The 19,139-nt window shown below is 52.8% G+C and carries 17 protein-coding genes and 1 riboswitch; of the genes, 13 read left to right on the top strand and 4 right to left on the bottom strand.

Annotation, left to right across the window (positions count from 1 at the left end):
- The first annotated feature begins 292 nt into the window (after positions 1 to 292).
- Complete coding sequence (locus tag B5F17_RS04550; RefSeq protein ID WP_087371287.1) at positions 293 to 796, top strand: GNAT family N-acetyltransferase; 504 nt, start codon at positions 293 to 295, stop codon at positions 794 to 796.
- Positions 797 to 846: 50 nt separating this feature from the next.
- On the opposite strand, the gene B5F17_RS04545 is transcribed toward B5F17_RS04550, so the two are convergent.
- The 4 genes from B5F17_RS04545 to asd form a co-directional block, all read right to left on the bottom strand.
- Complete coding sequence (locus B5F17_RS04545; RefSeq protein WP_087371284.1) at positions 847 to 2,121, bottom strand: HlyC/CorC family transporter; 1,275 nt, start codon at positions 2,119 to 2,121, stop codon at positions 847 to 849.
- 192 nt (positions 2,122 to 2,313) lie between these two features.
- Positions 2,314 to 3,075 carry a 4-hydroxy-tetrahydrodipicolinate reductase gene (gene dapB, locus B5F17_RS04540; RefSeq protein ID WP_087371281.1) on the bottom strand — a complete coding sequence of 254 codons (762 nt, stop codon included), beginning with the start codon at positions 3,073 to 3,075 and terminating at the stop codon, positions 2,314 to 2,316.
- A 10-nt stretch (positions 3,076 to 3,085) separates the two neighbouring features.
- Positions 3,086 to 3,976, bottom strand: a complete 891-nt coding sequence (gene dapA / locus B5F17_RS04535) for a 4-hydroxy-tetrahydrodipicolinate synthase (protein ID WP_087371278.1) — start codon at positions 3,974 to 3,976, stop codon at positions 3,086 to 3,088.
- A 25-nt stretch (positions 3,977 to 4,001) separates the two neighbouring features.
- Positions 4,002 to 5,081, bottom strand: coding sequence for an aspartate-semialdehyde dehydrogenase (gene asd, locus B5F17_RS04530; RefSeq protein WP_016146574.1), 1,080 nt, complete (start codon positions 5,079 to 5,081; stop codon positions 4,002 to 4,004).
- A gap of 122 nt (positions 5,082 to 5,203) precedes the next feature.
- Positions 5,204 to 5,398: riboswitch (Lysine riboswitch) on the bottom strand.
- A 97-nt stretch (positions 5,399 to 5,495) separates the two neighbouring features.
- Here asd and B5F17_RS04525 point away from each other — a divergent pair.
- From B5F17_RS04525 to B5F17_RS04470, 12 genes are all read left to right on the top strand, one after another.
- Positions 5,496 to 6,887: a SpoIID/LytB domain-containing protein gene (locus B5F17_RS04525; RefSeq protein WP_087371275.1), complete on the top strand. Its 1,392-nt coding sequence runs from the start codon at positions 5,496 to 5,498 to the stop codon at positions 6,885 to 6,887.
- Positions 6,888 to 6,950: 63 nt separating this feature from the next.
- The gene (gene queA / locus B5F17_RS04520; protein ID WP_016146576.1) at positions 6,951 to 7,979 is read left to right on the top strand and encodes a tRNA preQ1(34) S-adenosylmethionine ribosyltransferase-isomerase QueA; all 1,029 of its coding nucleotides are present in this window, start codon (positions 6,951 to 6,953) and stop codon (positions 7,977 to 7,979) included.
- Positions 7,980 to 8,006: 27 nt separating this feature from the next.
- A complete protein-coding gene (tgt, locus tag B5F17_RS04515) occupies positions 8,007 to 9,149 on the top strand; it encodes a tRNA guanosine(34) transglycosylase Tgt (protein WP_087371272.1) in 1,143 nt (380 codons plus the stop codon).
- A 114-nt stretch (positions 9,150 to 9,263) separates the two neighbouring features.
- A complete protein-coding gene (locus tag B5F17_RS04510; protein ID WP_087371269.1) occupies positions 9,264 to 10,811 on the top strand; it encodes an MATE family efflux transporter in 1,548 nt (515 codons plus the stop codon).
- Positions 10,812 to 10,924: 113 nt separating this feature from the next.
- Positions 10,925 to 12,109, top strand: a complete 1,185-nt coding sequence (locus B5F17_RS04505; RefSeq protein WP_087371266.1) for a THUMP domain-containing class I SAM-dependent RNA methyltransferase — start codon at positions 10,925 to 10,927, stop codon at positions 12,107 to 12,109.
- A 153-nt stretch (positions 12,110 to 12,262) separates the two neighbouring features.
- Complete coding sequence (locus B5F17_RS04500; protein ID WP_016146580.1) at positions 12,263 to 12,547, top strand: co-chaperone GroES; 285 nt, start codon at positions 12,263 to 12,265, stop codon at positions 12,545 to 12,547.
- A gap of 49 nt (positions 12,548 to 12,596) precedes the next feature.
- A complete protein-coding gene (gene groL, locus B5F17_RS04495) occupies positions 12,597 to 14,222 on the top strand; it encodes a chaperonin GroEL (RefSeq protein WP_087371263.1) in 1,626 nt (541 codons plus the stop codon).
- 191 nt (positions 14,223 to 14,413) lie between these two features.
- A complete protein-coding gene (locus B5F17_RS04490) occupies positions 14,414 to 14,869 on the top strand; it encodes an NfeD family protein (protein WP_087371260.1) in 456 nt (151 codons plus the stop codon).
- Positions 14,870 to 14,888: 19 nt separating this feature from the next.
- Entirely contained in the window at positions 14,889 to 15,821 is a 933-nt protein-coding gene (locus B5F17_RS04485; protein ID WP_087371257.1) for an SPFH domain-containing protein, read from the top strand.
- Between the two features lie 251 nt (positions 15,822 to 16,072).
- Positions 16,073 to 16,450, top strand: a complete 378-nt coding sequence (locus B5F17_RS04480) for an ArsR/SmtB family transcription factor (RefSeq protein WP_016146584.1) — start codon at positions 16,073 to 16,075, stop codon at positions 16,448 to 16,450.
- 179 nt (positions 16,451 to 16,629) lie between these two features.
- Positions 16,630 to 18,468: a TIGR03960 family B12-binding radical SAM protein gene (locus B5F17_RS04475; RefSeq protein ID WP_087371254.1), complete on the top strand. Its 1,839-nt coding sequence runs from the start codon at positions 16,630 to 16,632 to the stop codon at positions 18,466 to 18,468.
- On the top strand, positions 18,461 to 19,129 hold the full coding sequence (locus tag B5F17_RS04470; RefSeq protein WP_143287668.1) for a TIGR03936 family radical SAM-associated protein: 669 nt from the start codon (positions 18,461 to 18,463) through the stop codon (positions 19,127 to 19,129). Before B5F17_RS04475 ends, B5F17_RS04470 begins: the two co-directional genes overlap by 8 nt.
- The last annotated feature ends 10 nt before the right edge of the window (positions 19,130 to 19,139 follow it).

Genomic DNA, 19,139 nt, shown 5'->3' with positions numbered 1-19,139 from the left:
TGTAACGGGGACTGGAAGCGCGTCTGGAAAATGGCCTTGGAGCCGCGTACCGACCTGCGTGAGATCATCACGCAATAGGATGCGATGGGTGCGCCCATTACAGCGCCTGGATATCGAGCGGCAGTCTGTCCGTTCCGTACCCGCAGAGGTTCGCATCGTGAGGTGCGGATAAAGTGAAGGTGGTAACACGAAGCGATTTCGCTCTCGTCCTTGCACGTAGTCAGGGACGAGGGCTTTTTTATATCCCTTATCCCACAAACCAATACCATTTGATGGAGAAAGGGAATGTAAGATGGAGATTCAGATTCGTACATGGAAGCCGGAAGACGCTGCGGCATTGGCAGAGCAGGCAAACAACGAGAAGGTAGCAGAGCATCTGCGCAATGTATTTCCGCATCCGTACACCGAAGAGGACGCACAATTCTTTATCAACGGCGCATTGCGTACCCATTGTGACCGTGCCTGGGTGCGTGCAATCGAGGTGGACGGTAAGATTGCGGGCGGCATTACGCTGACGTTTGGAGACGACGTGTACAGTAAAAATGGCGAATTAGGCTATTGGCTGGGAGAGTCCTATTGGAATCGCGGCATTGCCACCCGTGCAGTCGCTGACCTGTGCGAGCGGGCGTTCCGTGAAACCGATCTGGTGCGCATTGAGGCCGAAGTGCTGACCAATAACCCGGCATCAATCCGCGTGCTGGAAAAAGATCATTTCCAGAGAGAGGGATACTTCTGCAATCGCGTCTGCAAGAATGACAAGCTGATTGATAGTGTCGTTTTTGCGCTGCTCAAGTAAACGAAAAAAACGCCCCGATGATATTCGTCGGGGCGTTTTATGTATGCGTTTTAAGATGCGCTGTCCTTTGTCGAATCCAGCGGTTCGGGGCAGATGCGTTCAACCAGAATAAACGAGATGTAACGACCGTTGGTCTGTTCAATCGTAAAGCGCAGACCGTTGAACACAAAGACCTCCTTGTCATAGATCGAGCTTAACTGAGACATTAACCAACCGTTCACCGTTGTCAGGTCGGTTTCCGGCGTATCCAAGTCAAGCTCGTCGAAGAGCTTGGACAGACGGGTCTCACCGCGTACCCGGTAGGAAGTTTCCGAGAGCTGTTCGATCTCGGGTTCTACCGTATCGTGTTCGTCCCAGATTTCGCCGACCAGCTCTTCCAGGATATCTTCCATCGTTACGATGCCGGCCGTACCGCCGTACTCATCGGTGATGATTGCCAGGTGGGTCTGACTCTGCTGGAAGAGACGGAGCAGATCGGAAATCTGAAGGGAAGGTGCAATATAGAGCGGGGGCTGAAGGACAGACGAGAGCGGCTTGTGCTCAGCAATCACATGATTGTAGAAATCCTTCTCATGCAGGATACCGACAATGTGATCAATGTTGTCCTGATAGACCGGCAGACGAGAGAATCCGGTGTCGCGGAACACTTCGATAATTTCCTCGTTTGTCGCGGTGTCCTCGATGCCGCAGACCGATACACGGGGCGTAAACACATCGATGACGTCCAGATCGTTAAATTCGATTGCCGAGCGAATCAGGTCACTTTCCTGCTCGTCGAACGTGCCGTCGTTTGTCGCTTCATCCACGATCGTCAGCAGCTCATCCTCGGTGATGCTGGTTTCCGCTTCGGTGGGGAAAATGTGAGAAAGCAGTTTTTTCCACTGACCGAACAGGAAATTGAGCGGTGCGAGGATGGTGAGAAAGATGCGAAGGATAGGAGCGGAAAACATCGCGAACTTTTCGGGAGATTCCTTAGCCAGACTTTTCGGAGAAATCTCACCGAAGATCAGAACCAGAACGGTCATGACAACGGTAGAGAGCGTCGGACCGGTGCTCGAGCCGAACCATGCGATGAAAAGAACGGTGGCGATGGAGGTCGAGCAGATATTTACGATGTTGTTGCCGATCAGAATGGTCGAGAGCAGACGGTCGTATTGATCTGCCATATCCAGCGCGAGCTGAGCACGCTTGTTGCCGTCAGCTGCCATGTTTTTCATGCGGATACGGTTAAGCGATGAGAACGCGGTCTCAGTGGCTGAAAAGTAGGCTGAGCCAACAATGAGAATGACGATGGCTATGACCAGGGGTATGTGACTACTGTCCATGGAAAAAAGAAACCTCCCAAAGATGAAATATAGGGTTAATAAATAGATTTATGGTGATTATACCATGAAAATCAAGCAGCGTCTATGAAAACTTTGTAAAAAATTACAGCAGAGCATGCAAGATACATAAAGAGAAAGATCCGGAGACAGACTCCGGATCTTTGAAACTTTATTTGGTTTGGAAAGAACCGGTTACTGTGCTGCAATGACGTGACTCATGTTGTAGAGTCCGGGTGTCGTCTGCTTTGCCAGGAAAGCGGCAGCGTTGACTGCACCGACGGCGAAGACTTCACGCGAGAGCGCAGAGTGCTTAATTTCGATTACTTCATCACGGCCACAGAACATAACACTGTGCTCACCAACGATGGTACCGCCGCGGATGGAGTGAATGCCAATCTCGTGCGCCGGACGCTTTTCACGGCGTTCGTGACGATCGTAGACATACTCAGCATCATAGGGCAGTGCCTCGGAAACAGCATCGGCCAGCATCAGTGCGGTACCGCTGGGCGCATCAAGCTTCTGGTTGTGGTGTGCTTCCACAATCTCGACGTTGTAATCCTCACCGAGAACGGATGCGCACTTTCTCAGCAGATCCATCAGCAGGTTGATGCCAATGGACATGTTGCCCGAACGGAAGACCGGAATCTGCTCGGAAGCTGCCTGAATCTGAGCGAGCTGCTCGGGTGAGTGACCGGTGGTGCAGATTACGACCGGAACATGGCGAGACAGACAGAACGCCAGCAGTTCTTCGGTCAGTGCTGCATTGGAAAAGTCGATGACAACATCGCAGTCGCCGGTAAACTCTGCCGGATGGGCAAAGACCGGGTAATCGGACAGAGAAACCGCATTGAGATCGAAACCAGCTACGATCTGCATGTCGGGCTTTGTCGCGCAGATATCGGTGATCGCGCGGCCCATACGGCCATTACAGCCGGAAAGAACAATTTTAGGCATGGGATACACCTCAGATCTTGCAGCCCATGCGCTCGAGTTCACGACGCAGCAGCGCTTCGTGTTCCTCGGTTACACCGACGAGCGGCAGACGCAGGTCGCCAACCTTCCAGCCCAGAATCTCCATCGCCTTCTTGACCGGAATCGGGTTGACTTCGCAGAACAGTGCATTGATGAGGGGCAGATAATCGAGCTGCATGCGGCGCGCCTCTTCATACTTGCCCTCAAGGCACAGCTGGGTGAGCTTGTGGGTCTCAGCCGGTGCGACATTGGACAGAACCGAGATAACGCCCTTGCCGCCCATTGCCATCAGGGGAACGATCTGATCATCGTTGCCCGACCAGAAGTTCATCTCGTCACCGCACAGGTGCATTGCCTCGATCAGTAGAGAGAAATTGCCGCTTGCTTCCTTTGCACCGTTGATGTTGGGATGCTTGGACAGTGCAGCGTAAGTTTCAGCTGCGATGCTCAGGCCGGTACGGCTGGGTACGTTGTACAGGATAACCGGGCAGTCGCTGCAATCTGCGATTGCCTCAAAATGTGCGATCAGACCGCGCTGGGTGGTTTTGTTGTAGTACGGGGTAACCGACAGAACGGCGTCTGCACCCGAAGCCGCAGCCTCACGGGTCAGCTCGATGGCAGCCGCGGTATCGTTGGAGCCGGCACCGGCAACAACCGGAACGCGGCCTGCAATGTAAGAGCAGCCGAAGTCGACGACCTCTGCATGCTCCTTGAGGGTCATGGCAGAGGACTCGCCGGTGGTACCGACAATGACGATTGCATCGGTACCATGCTCGATCTGATGATCGATGATCTTCTTGAATTCGTCATAGTTTACATCGCCGGAAGCGGTAAACGGGGTGACGATTGCAACAGCGGCACCGGTAAATACAGGCTTTTTCATAGTAAACTTGTTTCCTCCTTGCCGATTAGTCCAGATAACCCTCGGCGCACAGCAGCTCAGCCATCAGAACCGCACCACCTGCTGCGCCGCGCAGGGTATTGTGCGACAGGCTGACAAACTTGTAATCGAATACGGAATCCTCACGCAGACGGCCGACCGAAACGCCCATGCCGCCCTCAAGATCGCGGTCGAGCTTGGTCTGAGGACGATTGTCTTCCTCAAAGTAGGTCAGGAAGTGCTCGGGAGCAGAAGGCAGCTTGAGCTCCTGTGCACGGCCGGAGAATGCACGCCACTTGGCGATGATCTCTTCCTTGGAAGCCTTGTTCTTGAGCTTTACGAAGACAGCTGCCATGTGACCATCGGCAACCGGTACACGCAGGCACTGTGCGGTGATCTTGGGAGAAACTGCGGGCTCGATGTGGTCGCCCTCGATGTGACCCCAAACCTTCATCGGCTCAACCTCGGACTTTTCTTCCTCGCCGCCGATGTAGGGGATGACGTTGTCGATCATTTCCGGCCAAGTGTCGAAGGTCTTGCCGGCACCGGAGATTGCCTGGTAGGTGCAGACAGCGACTTCCTCTACGCCCAGATCCCAGATGGCCGACAGTGCGGGAACGTAGCTCTGAATGGAGCAGTTAGACTTAACTGCGATAAAACCGCGCTTGGTGCCCAGACGCTTTCTCTGTGCCTCGATGATCTTGGCGTGGTCAGCGTTGATCTCGGGGATAATCATGGGAACGTCGGGAGTCAGGCGGTTTGCGCTGTTGTTGGAGATAACCGGGCACTCGAGCTTTGCATAGCGCTCTTCCAGTGCACGAATCTCATCCTTCTTCATATCAACGGCACAGAAGATGAAATCGACCTTAGAAGCGAGAAGCTCTGCGTCCTCGGTTGCATCCAGAAGAACCATATCCTTCATGGACTCGGGGATGGGACGGGTCATCTTCCAGCGGCCCTCAACGGCCTCTGCATAGGTCTTGCCCTTGTTGCGGCCGGAAGCTGCGAGAGCTACGACGTGGAACCAGGGATGATTTTCCAAAAGGAGAGAGAAACGCTGACCGACCATGCCGGTTGCGCCCACAATGCCTACCTGATACTGCTTCATGATTACAAGATCCTCCTGTATCTTAACCGTTCACTTGAAATCTCCGACAGATACGAAAAAAACCGGTTGAAAAACCGGTATAGACTCACTATAATGGAAAGACAGGATCATTGTCCTAACTAAACCAAGACAGCACTCCACCGGCACAGCGCGAATCGTTCTATGCAGTGACAGACGACGGGATATTCTCCGCGGCATCCAGGACGGCCGTGCCGTAACGCAGGCTGACCTTCGGCGATGGTCCCTTTTTCGTATGGTCACCGGGGTTACGGCCCCTCCCAGACGATACTGATGAACACCGCGCCTCTATCTGAAGGAAATTTCTTTATTTAGGTAAAGTATAATATGCCTTTATTCTATTGCACAGGATGCGGTTTGTCAAGACGAGATTCATGAAAAAAGGAGGCAGTTCGTATGAAACGTCGATTTGCAGCATTTTTGCTTGCGGGCGTGCTGCTGTGCACACCGGCTTCGGCGGCGGTATCCACTGTACAGAGTCAGACGATTGTACGTGTGGGACTGGCGTATGATACGACAGCAATGACCGCACCACAGCTTCAAAATGTTGACGGTACGGGATATGATATCGACACCATGAACGGTACATCGTTTTCGGCGGTGACCAGCGTGAGCCAGACCCGACTGACGATCAAGCCGCAGGGAACTGGTTTGGCTGTATTGGATACCGATTCCGGACAGGTGCTCTATCAGACGAGCGGGACGACACTTGCCATTTCGCCGCGCGGAACGCTGACCTGGTTTAACAAATATAAGTATCGCGGCGACTTTGTATATACCCGAACGGGCAACGCTGTGACAGTGGTGAACTATGTCGGTTTGGAGGACTATATCAAGGGCGTTATTCCGTATGAGATGTCGGCCAGCTGGCCCAAGGAAGCACTCAAAGCGCAGGCTGTCTGCGCACGGTCATATGCTGACGGACAGATGGACCGCCATAAGAGCCAGGGGTTTGATGTCTGCAACAGCACTCATTGTCAGGTATATAAGGGAGCGAACAGCGCAACCGCAAATTCAGACGCGGCAGTCGATGAGACACAGGGAAAGTATATTTACGAGAATGACAAAAAGGTCGTTGGATATTTCTTCTCGTCGGACGGCGGTGCGACCGAGTCTTCGGTTAACGTCTGGGGCGGTAACTATGCATACCTGACCGGCAAGGTCGACCCGTATGAAAATACGGCTGCGGCATCGAATGGCGTGTGGAGCGTGACGCTGACTGCGGCTGAGGTGCAGTCTAAGCTGCAAAGCGCGGGATATTCGATTGGTACGATACAGTCGGTTCAGGTGACAAAGCGTACCGCAGTGGGCAATGTCAATGAACTCACGATCACCGATACGAGCGGGAAGCAGGTCGTGCTGTCCAAGGATAAATGCCGTACAGTACTGGGACTCAACAGCATTCGCTATACGGTGAACGGTCTGGGTTCTACGCAGGCAGTTACGAATTCTGCGGCAAGTGGACTGTACATAAACGGTACCCGGGCAACCGATGGCAGCTTGTATGCAGTGTCGGGAAATGGCACTGTGTCTGCGATTGGTTCGGCAAACGGCAAGACTGCACTGACCGGAACGGGTACCCAGACCATTACGACGACCACGTCTGGTGGCCAGACAACCATGAATACAGCAGACCCGGCAGCAACCGGAGCGAGCTATACATTCAGCGGAACCGGCTGGGGACATGGTGTTGGTATGAGTCAGTACGGCGCGAAGGCAATGGCTGAACAGGGATATACCTACAATCAGATTTTACAGTTCTACTTTACCGGCGTTACGGTAAAGTAAGGTTTGAGATAGAACGGGAACAAACAGCGAAGGAGGAACCAGGGCGAAACCGCCCGATTTACTATGAAGAAGAGTGATTTTTATTTTGACTTACCCGAGCGATTGATCGCACAGCATCCGATGGAGCAGCGCGACGCATCGCGTATGCTGGTCATGGACCGCAAGACGGGAGAACTGTCGCACAGACATTTCCACGATCTGATTGAATATTTAAAGCCGGGTGACTGCTTGGTTATGAATAACTCGCGCGTCATTCCGGCACGCCTGATGGGACAGGCCGAAGGACGTACCACGCCGATCGAAGTCGTTCTGCTGACCGATCATGGTGACGGTGTGTGGGAATGCCTGACCCGACCGGGTAAGAAGACCCGCGAGGGTGTCAAGCTGTCGTTTGGTGATGGACTGCTGACCGGTGTGGTTGAGTCGGTCAATCCTAAGGATGGCAACCGCATGATTCGCTTCCAGTATGAGGGCGTTTTCCTTGAGCTGCTCGAGCAGCTGGGCACCATGCCGCTGCCGCCCTACATTAAGGAAAAGCTGGATGACCCGGAGCGCTACCAGACCGTTTACTCCAAGACACCGGGCTCGGCAGCAGCGCCGACTGCGGGACTGCATTTTACCCCGGAACTGCTGGATGAAATTCGTGCTAAGGGTGTAAAGACCGCGTTTGTGACTTTGCATGTTGGTTTGGGAACTTTCCGTCCGGTTAAGGAGGAAGAGATTACCGATCATATCATGCACTCTGAGTTCTATACCATGGATGAGGAGACAGCACGTATTATTAACGAGACACACGCGCAGGGACATGATGTATTTGCAGTTGGCACAACCGCATGCCGCACGCTGGAGACCATTGCAGCGGAAGACGGCACGGTACGTGCGCAGTCTGGCTGGACGGATATTTTCATCTATCCGGGATATCGCTTTAAGTGCATCGATCATCTGGTGACCAACTTCCATTTGCCCGAGAGTACGCTTATGATGCTGATTTCGGCTTTTGCCGGACGCGAGCGGGTGCTGGATATGTATAAGACTGCGGTAGAACAGGAGTATCGCTTCTTCTCGTTTGGCGATAGCACGCTGTTTTTGTAAGAGAGTTTCAGATCAAGAGGTGACACAATGGAAATTGGAGCATTTGAGTTAAAGAAAACCGAGGGTAAGGCACGACGTGGTGCGTTTCAGACCGCACACGGCCTGGTGCAGACCCCTGTATTTATGAATGTCGGAACGGCTGGCGCAATCAAGGGTGCGGTTGACGCATTTGACCTGAAGGAACTTGGCTGTCAGGTAGAGCTGTCCAATACTTATCATCTGCATGTACGTCCGGGTGACGCGATTGTAAAGCAGATGGGCGGTCTGCATAAGTTTATGCGCTGGGATGGCCCCATGCTGACCGACTCGGGTGGATTCCAGGTATTCTCGCTGGCTTCGCTGCGCAAGATCCGAGAGGAAGGCGTGACCTTCAACTCGCATGTAGACGGCAGAAAGATTTTTATGGGTCCGGAAGAGAGCATGCGCATCCAGTCTAATCTGGGTTCGGATATCGCGATGGCATTTGACGAGTGCATTGAGAATCCGGCGCCTTATGAGTATGTAAAGGACTCTTGTGCCCGTACCACGCGCTGGCTGGTACGCTGCAAAGAGGAGATGGCACGGCTGAATAGTCTGCCGGATACCGTCAATCCGCATCAGCTACTGTTCGGTATCAACCAGGGTGGTACCTATGATGATCTGCGTATCGCACACATGGAGGAGATTGCAAAGCTAGATTTACCCGGATATGCAATCGGTGGTTTGGCAGTCGGTGAGAGCACAGATGTGATGTATCATATTCTGGATGTTGTTCTGCCGCATGCGCCTGAGCATAAGCCGCGTTACCTGATGGGTGTTGGTACACCGTCCAATATCATCGAGGGCGTTGCACGCGGCATTGACTTCTTCGACTGCGTCATGCCTACCCGTAATGCACGTCACGGTCACCTGTTTACCTGGGACGGTATTATGAATATCCATAACGCGAAGTACCAGACCGATGACCGTCCGATTGAAGAAGGCTGTCAGTGCCCGACCTGCCGCAAGTTCTCGCGTGCTTATGTCCGTCATCTGCTCAAGGCAGGCGAGATGCTGTCCCAGCGCCTTCTGGTACAGCATAACCTGTGGTTCTATAACAATCTGATGGTTAAGATTCGAGAGGCATTGGATCAGGGAACCTTTGCTGAGTTCCGCGCACAGTACAGCGAGAAGCTGGCTAAGCGTATCTGATTTCAAATATATGACATTCAAGCGGTGCAGATACCTTTTCTGCATCGCTTTTTGTTTGGTCTTTTTTGGAGCGTGGTCCCGTATACTTGGAACGAGAACAAAGGGGGCGTGTCCATGCGGAAGTGTGATAGTTTCATGGGAAGGCTGTTTTTGCTCTGTGTCTCCAACATTGGCCTTCAGCTTTTGGGATTTGTATATCGTATTTTCCTCAGCCGGTTTGCGGGAGCTGAGGGACTGGGTGTTTATCGTCTGGCGTTTTCTGCGTATATTGTCATTCACGCAGCGACACTTTCGGGTGTTACGATGGCATGCACCCGCCTGTCAGCCGAGTGGAGTGCCCAAGGGCGAGCGGGAGCAGTACGACAGCTGGTGTATCGAGCTGCACGTACTTTTTTGTGCTTTTTCCTGTGTGCAGGCACCATCCTGCTCGGATTCCGGGATTGGATCGGCACCGAGTTGCTTGGCGATGGGCGCACGGTAGATGCCATGCCCATTATGCTGGTCTGTATTTTGCTGACCGGCGTTGAGAATATTCTCAAATCCACCATGATCGGCATGAATCGCGTGGATAACGCGGCGGCAAGTGAACTGACCGAACAGATTGTACGCATCGGCGCGACCATTGTGCTGCTGTCTTTTGAGCAGACTGCTGATCTGGGACGCATTGCTGTGCTGATTTTCACCGGCATGGCAATCAGTGAGTGCGTCAGTGCTGCGATGATGGTACACATGTATGGGGGACTGCATTTGCCTGCGCATTGTCCACCGCCAACCGGGAAAGACCCGTTTTGGAAGATTGTCCTGCCGGTCTCGGCCTCAGCGCTTGTGACCAATGGCATTGCGTCTGCCGGTGCGGTCATTCTGCCGACTCGTCTGGTCGCTTCAGGGTTGTCTCGTACCGAAGCCATTTCTGCACTGGGTATTGTCTCGGGCATCGCATCTCCCATCATGTTTTTGCCGATCGCGCTGCTGGCATCCTTGTGCACGGTAGCCATGCCTCAGGCCAGTCGATACGCCTCCAAGCACAATCAAAGCAGATTGCAGCATTTTACCTCACAGAGTTTGTTCGCGACCGGCATCGTGGGCATTCCGGCAACCGCACTCTTGCTGCCGCTTGCCCCGGTTATCGCCCGACTGTTTTTTTATCGAGCTGTTCCCACCGGGTATTTTTGGCTCATCGGTCTGTCTGCAATCTTTTGCTATTACCAGATGATTACTGGCTGTCTGCTCAACGGCATCGGACGACAACAGTTTACGGTCATGAGCGCATTGTCCGGTGAAGCACTTCAACTGATTTTGGTATATCTCATGGCAGGACAGCCGCATTTGCGTGTGTATGGCTATCTGATTGCCCAGTGCATCGCGCCGATCTATGTGGTTTTGTGCAACCTGATTCGATTGGTTTCTTGCGGCGCTCTGGTCATCCGCCTCCAGCGCTTTTTGGGTGCACCGCTGCTATGTGGGTTTGCGGTATGGCTGTGGACGCGGATTTTCTATTCGTTCTTTGTCGGTTGGCTGGGCGGCCAGTGGATGGGACTGTGCTGTGCGGTGGTATGTTCGATCGCGCTGTATCTGTGCTTTCTGCGGCTGTTTGACATCAAAATCGAAAAATACCTGTCCGTTCGCGGGCGTCCGATGCATGATTTGATGCTGTTCTATTGACTTTTTGGCAGAAACAAGGTATTATGAGGTCAGAAAAAGTGATTGGCTCCTGTCTCAGGACAGGAGCCTTTCTTTTGCAGAATGCTCGCTGTTTTAGATGTTGAGGTGGAAAGATGAAATTAGAGTTTTGTTGTCCGACGCTGTTCGGATTGGAAGGAATCGTTGCCGATGAACTGCGTTTTGGCGGTAAGCTGACCGATGTACGCGCGGAAAACGGCCGCGTCCTGTTTACCGGCGATGAGGATACGCTGATCTGGGCAAATATGAATCTGCGCTGCGCCGAGCGCGTGCTGATTCGTCTGGCAGCTTTCCGGGCGGATACGTTTGACCAGCTGTTTGAAGGCGTCAAGGCAATTCCGTGGGAGGATTTTCTGCCGGTAGATGCGGCATTTCCGGTTAAGGGACATGCACTGGATTCCAAACTGCACAGTGTGCCCGACTGTCAGAAGATCATCAAGAAAGCGATTGTCACCCGACTGGGTGGACATTATGGCGTGAGCTGGTTTGAGGAAAAGGGTGTCCGCTGTCAGGTGCAGTTTTCGATCATGCACGATATGGCAGAAATCTATCTGGATACCTCGGGCTCGGGACTGCACAAGCGTGGTTATCGTGCCAATGCCAATGCGGCACCGCTGCGTGAGACGCTGGCAGCAGCGATGGTCAAGCTGGCGCGTTGGCGCGGCCGCGATGCGCTGATCGACCCGTTCTGTGGTTCGGGCACGATTGCCATTGAGGCAGCCATGATTGCGCTCAATCGTGCACCCGGACTCATGCGCACTTACGATGCGGAGAAGTGGTCCTGGGTTGGAGATGCACGCTGGAAGGCAGCGCGTGAACAGGCGATTGCAGCGGTGCGTACCGATCTGACGCTGGACATGTGCGGCAGTGATATTGACCCGGCGTGCGTGGTGCTGGCACAGGAAAATGCCAAGAAGGCAGGCGTCGGACATTTTATCCGCTTTGAGCAGGCAGACGCAGCCAAGCGAGTGTATCCGCAGTCCGGTGTCCTGTTTGCCAATCCGCCGTATGGCGAGCGCCTGATGGACCGCGAGAGTGCGCAGGCGATTTACCATGCAGTTGGCCGTGCGGTCGGAAAGAGTGAACTGCGCCAGTATTACCTGACATCCGACCCGGAATTCGAGCGTTTTTATGGATACCAGGCGGACAAGCGCCGCAAGCTGTATAACGGCATGATTAAATGTGATCTGTATATGTATTTCCGTCCACAGGAGGCGCGCCGACCGTTTGGCAGGAGAGACAGCAAAGTGCCAAACTCCGGAAAGCGGGAACGTCGATAAGCATTCATAAATTTTTCACAAATTTTTTGTTAGATTCTTCAAAAAACCACTTGCGTTTCCAGTATACTTGATGTATCATAATAACCGGATTAGCACTCTGACGTTTTGAGTGCTAAGTGATTTTGTATTCTAATCTTTTAGGAGGAATAGATTATGACTTTGAAGCCCCTTTCTGACCGCGTTGTCATCAAGATGGTCGAAGCAGAAGAGACCACTGCAAGCGGTATTATCCTGACCGGTTCCGCAAAGGAAAAGCCCCAGGTAGCTGAGGTTCTGGCGGTTGGCCCCGGCGGCATCGTTGACGGCAAGGAAGTTGTCATGCAGGTAAAGGTTGGCGATAAGGTAATCACCAGCAAGTACTCCGGCACCGAAGTCAAGATTGACGGCGAAGACCTGATCGTTGTCCGTCAGGGTGACATTCTGGCTGTTGTTGAGTAAGCGTATTCCATTTGATTATTTGTTTGATATTGTAAGGAGTAATTGAGTTATGGCGAAGCAGATTCAGTTTGGCGAAGAAGCACGCAAGTCTCTGATGAATGGTATCGACCAGCTGGCCGACACCGTTAAGGTTACTATGGGTCCCAAGGGCCGCAATGTTGTTCTGGCAAAGAAGTTCGGCGCTCCGTTGATCACCAATGACGGTGTCACCATTGCAAAGGACATCGAGCTGGACGATCCGTTTGAGAACATGGGTGCACAGCTGGTTAAGGAAGTTGCAACCAAGACCAACGACGTTGCAGGCGACGGTACCACCACCGCTACCATGCTGGCACAGGCATTTGTACACGAGGGCCTGAAGAACCTGGCTGCTGGTGCAAATCCGATGGTCATGCGTAAGGGCATGAACAAGGCTGTTGAGACCGCTGTTAAGGCAATCGCTGAGCAGTCCAAGAAGGTAGACGGCGCAGCTGATATCGCACGTGTTGCAGCTGTTTCTTCTGGCAACGACGAGATCGGCAAGCTGATCTCCGAGGCAATGGAGAAGGTTTCCACCGACGGCGTTATCACCGTTGAGGAGTCCAAGACCGCAGAGACCTACTCTGAGGTTGTTGAGGGTATGCAGTTTGACCGCGGTTACGTTACTCCCTACATGGTAACCGATACCGAGAAGATGGAAGCTGTTCTGGACGACGCACTGGTACTGATCACCGACAAGAAGATTTCGGTTATCGCTGACCTGCTGCCCATCCTGGAGCAGATCGTAAAGATGGGCCGCAAGCTGCTCATCATTGCAGAGGACATCGAGGGCGAGGCTCTGTCCACCCTGATCGTAAACCGTCTGCGCGGCACCTTTACCTGCGTTGCAGTTAAGGCTCCGGGCTTTGGCGATCGCCGCAAGGATATGCTGCAGGATATCGCAATCCTGACTGGCGGTACTGTAATCTCTGAGGACATCGGCATCGAGCTCAAGGACGCGACTCTGGAGATGCTGGGTCAGGCTCGTCAGGTTAAGGTCAACAAGGAGACCACTACCATCGTTGACGGCGCTGGCGATTCTGAGGCGATCAAGGCTCGCGTTACAACCATCCGCAATGCAATCGAGAAGACCACCTCTGACTTCGACCGTGAGAAGCTGCAGGAGCGTCTGGCTAAGCTGGCAGGCGGCGTAGCAGTCATCAAGGTTGGCGCTGCAACCGAGGTTGAGATGAAGGAAATGAAGCTGCGCATTGAGGACGCACTGAATGCAACCCGTGCAGCAGTTGAGGAAGGCATCGTTGCAGGCGGCGGTACCGCATACGTCAACGCAATCCCGGCAGTTGAGAAGCTGCTGAGCGAGGTTGAGGGCGACGAGAAGACCGGCGTACAGATCATCATGCGTGGTCTGGAAGCACCGGTTAAGCAGATCGCTGCAAACGCTGGTGTAGACGGTGCAGTTGTACTCGATCGCATCAAGAATTCTGGTAAGGTTGGCTTCGGCTTTGACGCTTACAAGGAAGAGTTCTGCGACATGATCCCGTCCGGCATCGTAGACCCGACCAAGGTAAACCGTTCGGCTCTGCAGAACGCAGCATCCATCGCTTCGATGGTTCTGACCACCGAGAGCATCGTTGCAGACAAGAAGGAGCCTGTTGCTCCGACTGCTCCGGCTCCGGACATGGGCGGCATGTACTAATTCCCAGATAATTTGGTACAAAAGAATACTTTCAGGCGGCTGTTCGTATGGACAGCCGCCTTTTTTGGTGACAATCTGGTATCAATATCAGAAAGCATAGACATTTTAACACCGGTGCAGTATAATAGCGATAAACAGCCGGGTAAGATACTTGTGAAAGGATCGACCCAGTTCAAAGGAGGGATACTCGAATGTTTTGGCTGTCAGACAACGTGTGCTGGATTCTTGTCATCGTCGCGGCGTTGATTGTGGAAGCGATTACACTCAGTCTCAATGCAGTCTGGTTTGCATTGGGCGGAGTCGGAAGCCTGATCGCAGCTTCATTAGGCGCTTCTGTGCCAGTGCAGTGGGTGGTATTTATCATCGTGTCTGCAATTTTTATGCTTTTGATTCGTCCGTTTGCGCGGCGTGTGCTCAAACCGAAGGGAGCAGCCACCAATGCCGATCGTATTCTGGGCGAACAGGCAATTGTGACACAGGCGATTGACAACACACAAGCACAGGGTGAAATCAAGATTATGGGACAGTATTGGACGGCACGCTCGGCGGACGGCGCACCGATCGCGCAGGGGAGTGTTGTACGCGTGCGAGAGATTGTCGGCGTGAAAGCAATTGTCGAGTCTGTCCCGGCGACCGATAAGGTATGAAGAAGTAAGGAGGTCAAGTATGGCTACTATCGCGACTATCGCTGGTTGGATTATTCTGGCACTGATCATTCTGATCATCATTGCAAAGAACATTGTCATCGTGCCGCAGGCACATGCGTATATTATTGAACGTCTGGGCACCTATCAGGGCACCTGGAACACCGGTTTGCATGTAAAAATTCCGCTGTTTGAGCGCATTGTCCGCAAGGTAACGCTGAAGGAGCAGGTTGTTGACTTTGAGCCGCAGCCGGTTATCACCAAGGATAATGTTACCATGCAGATTGATACCGTTGTATATTTTCAGATTACCGATCCGAAGCTCTATACTTACGGCATTGAAAATCCCATGGCAGCGATTGAGAACTTGACCGCAACGACGCTGCGTAACATCATCGGTGATCTGGAACTTGACCAGACGCTGACCAGCCGTGATATCATCAACACCAAGATGCGTGCGATTCTGGACGAAGCGACCGATCCCTGGGGCATCAAGGTGGGACGTGTCGAGCTGAAGAACATCATTCCGCCGACTGCGATTCGTGAGTCGATGGAAAAGCAGATGAAGGCAGAGCGTGATCGTCGAGAGGCAATCCTGACCGCAGAAGGTGAGAAGCAGTCCAAGATTCTGGTTGCAGAAGGCGAGAAGGAGTCCATGGTTCTGCGCGCAGAAGCAACGCGACTGGCAAAGATCAAGGAAGCGGAAGGCGAGGCAGAAGCACTGCTGACCGTACAGAAGGCGCTGGCAGATTCCATCCAGATGCTGAATGATGCCGCACCGACCGATCCGATCATTCGTCTGAAAGCACTTGAGGCATTTTCCAAGGCGGCAGACGGCAAGGCAACTAAGATCATCATTCCGTCTGAGATTCAGGGTCTTGCAGGACTGGCAGCTGGACTTAAGGAAGTCATTACGAGCGACCAGATTCAGGAAGATAAGAAAATCAACCGATAAACATAAAAGTGCAGCTGATTTCAGCTGCACTTTTTATATTCCAGCAGTTTTCTTTCTTTATATGAATGATACAAAACGTGAGATATCTAAAATACAAATTCTCTAAAAATGTCATTAAAAGGATGAAAACTGTCAAAATGCGCGGAATAGGGGACAAAATAGAAAATATGTTTGAAAAACAGGGCGGGAATCGTGTATAATAGATATACCGGCTCGGAGAGAGACCGGGTAGAACGGTATGAGGTGAAACTATGGTGAACGAACCTCTGATGTGCTGCGAAGAAAACTGCGTACACTGCGAAGCGGTCAAGCAGGTTGGATGCCGGATGCCGGACGAGCAGACTGCACGATTGACTTCGGATTTTTTCAAGGCATTTGCGGATAAAACACGAGTGCGGATTCTGTCCGCGCTGGCGATTCACGAACTGTGTGTATGTGACATTGCCGATCTTCTGGGTATGACCCAGTCGGCCATTTCACATCAGCTCAGCTTTCTCAAACAGGCGCGTCTGGTTGTCGGACGCAAAGAGGGAAAGACGGTGTATTATACCCTGTGCGATGGTCATATTCGCACCATTTTGCGGCAGGGCATCGAACATGTACAGGAAGAAACGACGGGAGACGTGTAAAGCGTCTCCCTTTGTCATGTAGATGGTCTGCGATTCGTTGAAAAAAGAAATTTCGATACGCACGAAATTTAGCTTAAAAGCACAATCTTTTCCGCGGAAAAAGCATTTTCGAGATTTTGAATTGCGCTTTTTCGGGATTCGTAATATAATAAACTCTGTATATGAAATGGAGGATTGTCATGCTGCATACTGCTCTGGAACAGATTTTGCCCCGTGTACAAAAGCCTGCCCGTTATGTCGGCGGTGAATGGGGATCTGTGACCAAAGATAAAAACAATGTTGATTTACGCTTTGCGTTCTGTTTCCCCGACGTTTATGAAGTCGGTATGTCCCATCTGGGTTCGCGCATTTTGTACGGACTGCTCAACGATCAGAAGAACATCTGGTGTGAGCGCGTCTTTGCGCCCTGGATTGACATGGAAGACGAGATGCGCCGCGCAGGAATTCCGCTGTATGGTCTGGAGAGCGGCGATCCGCTGTCTGATTTTGATATCATCGGCTTTACGCTGCAATACGAGCTGTCGTTTACCAATATTCTGAACATGCTGGATTTGGGCGGCGTGCCGATTTTGGCTAAGGATCGTCCGGGCCTTAAAAATCTGGTTGTCGCCGGCGGCCCGTGTGCTTACAACCCGGAACCGCTCTGCGATTTCATCGATCTGTTTATGATCGGTGATGGCGAGGAGATCATGCTCGATCTGACCAATCTGTATCAGAGTGCGGTACAGCGTGGTCTGTCCAAGCACGAATTCCTGGTCGAAGCGGCCAAGATTCGCGGTATGTACGTTCCGGCGCTCTATGAGGTCGGCTATAAGGAAGACGGTACGATCAAGGCAATTACACCTAAGGACGGTGCACCGGCATTCGTACAGAAGCGCATTGTACGCGATCTGGATACCATGTACTATCCGGATTATTTTGTCGTTCCCTCGACCGATATCGTATTTGACCGTGCGATGATCGAGCTGTTCCGCGGTTGTCCGCGTGGCTGCCGTTTCTGTCAGGCAGGTCATACCTATCGCCCGCTGCGCCGCAAGTCTAAGGAAACCCTGATGAAGCAGGCCGAGGCTATCCTGAAAAATTCGGGTTACGAGGAGATTTCGCTGTCCTCACTGTCCACGAGTGATTACGGTGAACTGAGTGAGCTGACTGAGTGCATGCTCGACTACTGTGAGCCGCGTCATATCAGCCTGTCGCTGCCGTCGCTGCGCGCGGACAGCTTCAGCTCGGAGCTCATGCAGCGCGTCCAGAAGGTGCGCAAGAGCGGTCTGACTTTTGCGTGTGAGGCAGGTACCCAGCGCCTGCGTGATGTCATCAACAAGAATATCACCGAAGACGATGTCCTGCACGCTTGTGAGATCGCATTCAAGGGCGGCTGGAATAATGTCAAGCTGTACTTTATGATTGGCCTGCCGACCGAGACTTCGGAAGACCTCGACGGTATCTCTGAGATTTGCAAGAAGGTCGCTTACTGCTGGCGCATGAACACCGACAACCGTCAGCGCGGCGTTAAAATCACGGCCTCGGCTTCGTGCTTCGTGCCCAAGCCGCAGACCCCGTTCCAGTGGGATGCACAGAACTCGCTCGAGGAGTTCCGCGGCAAGCAGGATTATATGAAGAAGATCATGCGCACCAAGAACGTGACTTATAACTGGCATGATGCTGAGACTTCGGTCATGGAGGGCGTCATTGCACGCGGTGACCGCCGTCAGGGTGCTGCCATCTATACCGCATGGAAGAATGGCTGTAAGTTTGACGGCTGGGATCAGTGCTTCTCGTATGAAAAGTGGATGGATGCATTTGCGTCCTGCGGACTGGACCCCAAGTTCTACGCATACCGTCAGCGCCCGCTCGACGAGCTGTTCCCGTGGGATCATATCGGCTGCGGTACGCTCAAGGATCACTTGAAGCGTGAATGGGAGCGTTCGCGTCAGGCGATTGTCACCCCGGACTGCATGCAGCAGTGTGCTGCCTGCGGCTCCAATCGACTGCTCGAGGGAGGTAAGTGCTGTGTTTAAGGCTAGAATGCGATTTGCCAAGGAAGGCCGTGCGAAATATATTTCTCACCTCGATCTGATGCATACCATGCAGCGTGCAATGGCACGCTGCCAGATGCCGCTCTGGTTTACCGAGGGTTTTAACCAGCACGCTTACGTGTCGGTTGCCCTTCCGCTCTCGACCGGTTACTCGGGCGAGTATGAGTTTTTGGACTTTAACCTGTTGTCCGAGAATGTACCGATCAATGCCGTGGAAGCACTCAATGCCGTGTTCCCGGAAGGCCTGCGTGCCATTGAGATTTATCCGCTCGCAGACGGCGGTATGCCGCTGCGCGATATCGCATGGTCGAAGTATCGAATCACTTGGTCGTTTGCCGACGGCGTGCCCGCAGATTTTGCAGAGAATGTCAATAAGCTGTTTGCACAGCCGACGGTGGAGATCGTCAAGCGCTCCAAGCGCGGCGAAAAGACCGTCAACATGCGCGAGCTGATGAACGGTTTTGCACTTACCGAGCAGGACGGTCAGGTGGTCGCCGAGGTCGTGACCGCTGCGGGCAATAATAATATGAGCCCGGAGTATCTGACGCGTGCGATTGCGCAGTATTTGCCGCAGTATGAAATTTCGAGTGCGGCATATCACCGCCTGTGCGTCTATAACGATAAGATGCAGGCATTCCGATAATTGAATTCGT

The sequence above is a fragment of the Butyricicoccus pullicaecorum genome (genome assembly GCF_002160355.1).
Classification (GTDB): domain Bacteria; phylum Bacillota; class Clostridia; order Oscillospirales; family Butyricicoccaceae; genus Butyricicoccus; species Butyricicoccus pullicaecorum.
The sequence above is the reverse complement of the archived record's forward strand: the minus strand, read 5'-3'. Positions and strand labels throughout refer to the sequence as shown.

Excerpts from the sequence above, each read along its gene's own strand:
- asd (WP_016146574.1), bottom strand. The coding sequence starts at position 5,081 with ATGAAGCAGTATCAGGTAGGCATTGTGGGCGCAACCGGCATGGTCGGT.
- B5F17_RS04485 (WP_087371257.1), top strand. The coding sequence starts at position 14,889 with ATGGCTACTATCGCGACTATCGCTGGTTGGATTATTCTGGCACTGATC.
- B5F17_RS04480 (WP_016146584.1), top strand. The coding sequence starts at position 16,073 with ATGGTGAACGAACCTCTGATGTGCTGCGAAGAAAACTGCGTACACTGC.
- tgt (WP_087371272.1), top strand. The coding sequence starts at position 8,007 with ATGGAAATTGGAGCATTTGAGTTAAAGAAAACCGAGGGTAAGGCACGA.
- B5F17_RS04490 (WP_087371260.1), top strand. The coding sequence starts at position 14,414 with ATGTTTTGGCTGTCAGACAACGTGTGCTGGATTCTTGTCATCGTCGCG.
- B5F17_RS04550 (WP_087371287.1), top strand. The coding sequence starts at position 293 with ATGGAGATTCAGATTCGTACATGGAAGCCGGAAGACGCTGCGGCATTG.
- B5F17_RS04545 (WP_087371284.1), bottom strand. The coding sequence starts at position 2,121 with ATGGACAGTAGTCACATACCCCTGGTCATAGCCATCGTCATTCTCATT.
- B5F17_RS04475 (WP_087371254.1), top strand. The coding sequence starts at position 16,630 with ATGCTGCATACTGCTCTGGAACAGATTTTGCCCCGTGTACAAAAGCCT.
- B5F17_RS04525 (WP_087371275.1), top strand. The coding sequence starts at position 5,496 with ATGAAACGTCGATTTGCAGCATTTTTGCTTGCGGGCGTGCTGCTGTGC.
- queA (WP_016146576.1), top strand. The coding sequence starts at position 6,951 with ATGAAGAAGAGTGATTTTTATTTTGACTTACCCGAGCGATTGATCGCA.
- dapB (WP_087371281.1), bottom strand. The coding sequence starts at position 3,075 with ATGCCTAAAATTGTTCTTTCCGGCTGTAATGGCCGTATGGGCCGCGCG.
- groL (WP_087371263.1), top strand. The coding sequence starts at position 12,597 with ATGGCGAAGCAGATTCAGTTTGGCGAAGAAGCACGCAAGTCTCTGATG.
- B5F17_RS04505 (WP_087371266.1), top strand. The coding sequence starts at position 10,925 with ATGAAATTAGAGTTTTGTTGTCCGACGCTGTTCGGATTGGAAGGAATC.
- dapA (WP_087371278.1), bottom strand. The coding sequence starts at position 3,976 with ATGAAAAAGCCTGTATTTACCGGTGCCGCTGTTGCAATCGTCACCCCG.
- B5F17_RS04500 (WP_016146580.1), top strand. The coding sequence starts at position 12,263 with ATGACTTTGAAGCCCCTTTCTGACCGCGTTGTCATCAAGATGGTCGAA.
- B5F17_RS04510 (WP_087371269.1), top strand. The coding sequence starts at position 9,264 with ATGCGGAAGTGTGATAGTTTCATGGGAAGGCTGTTTTTGCTCTGTGTC.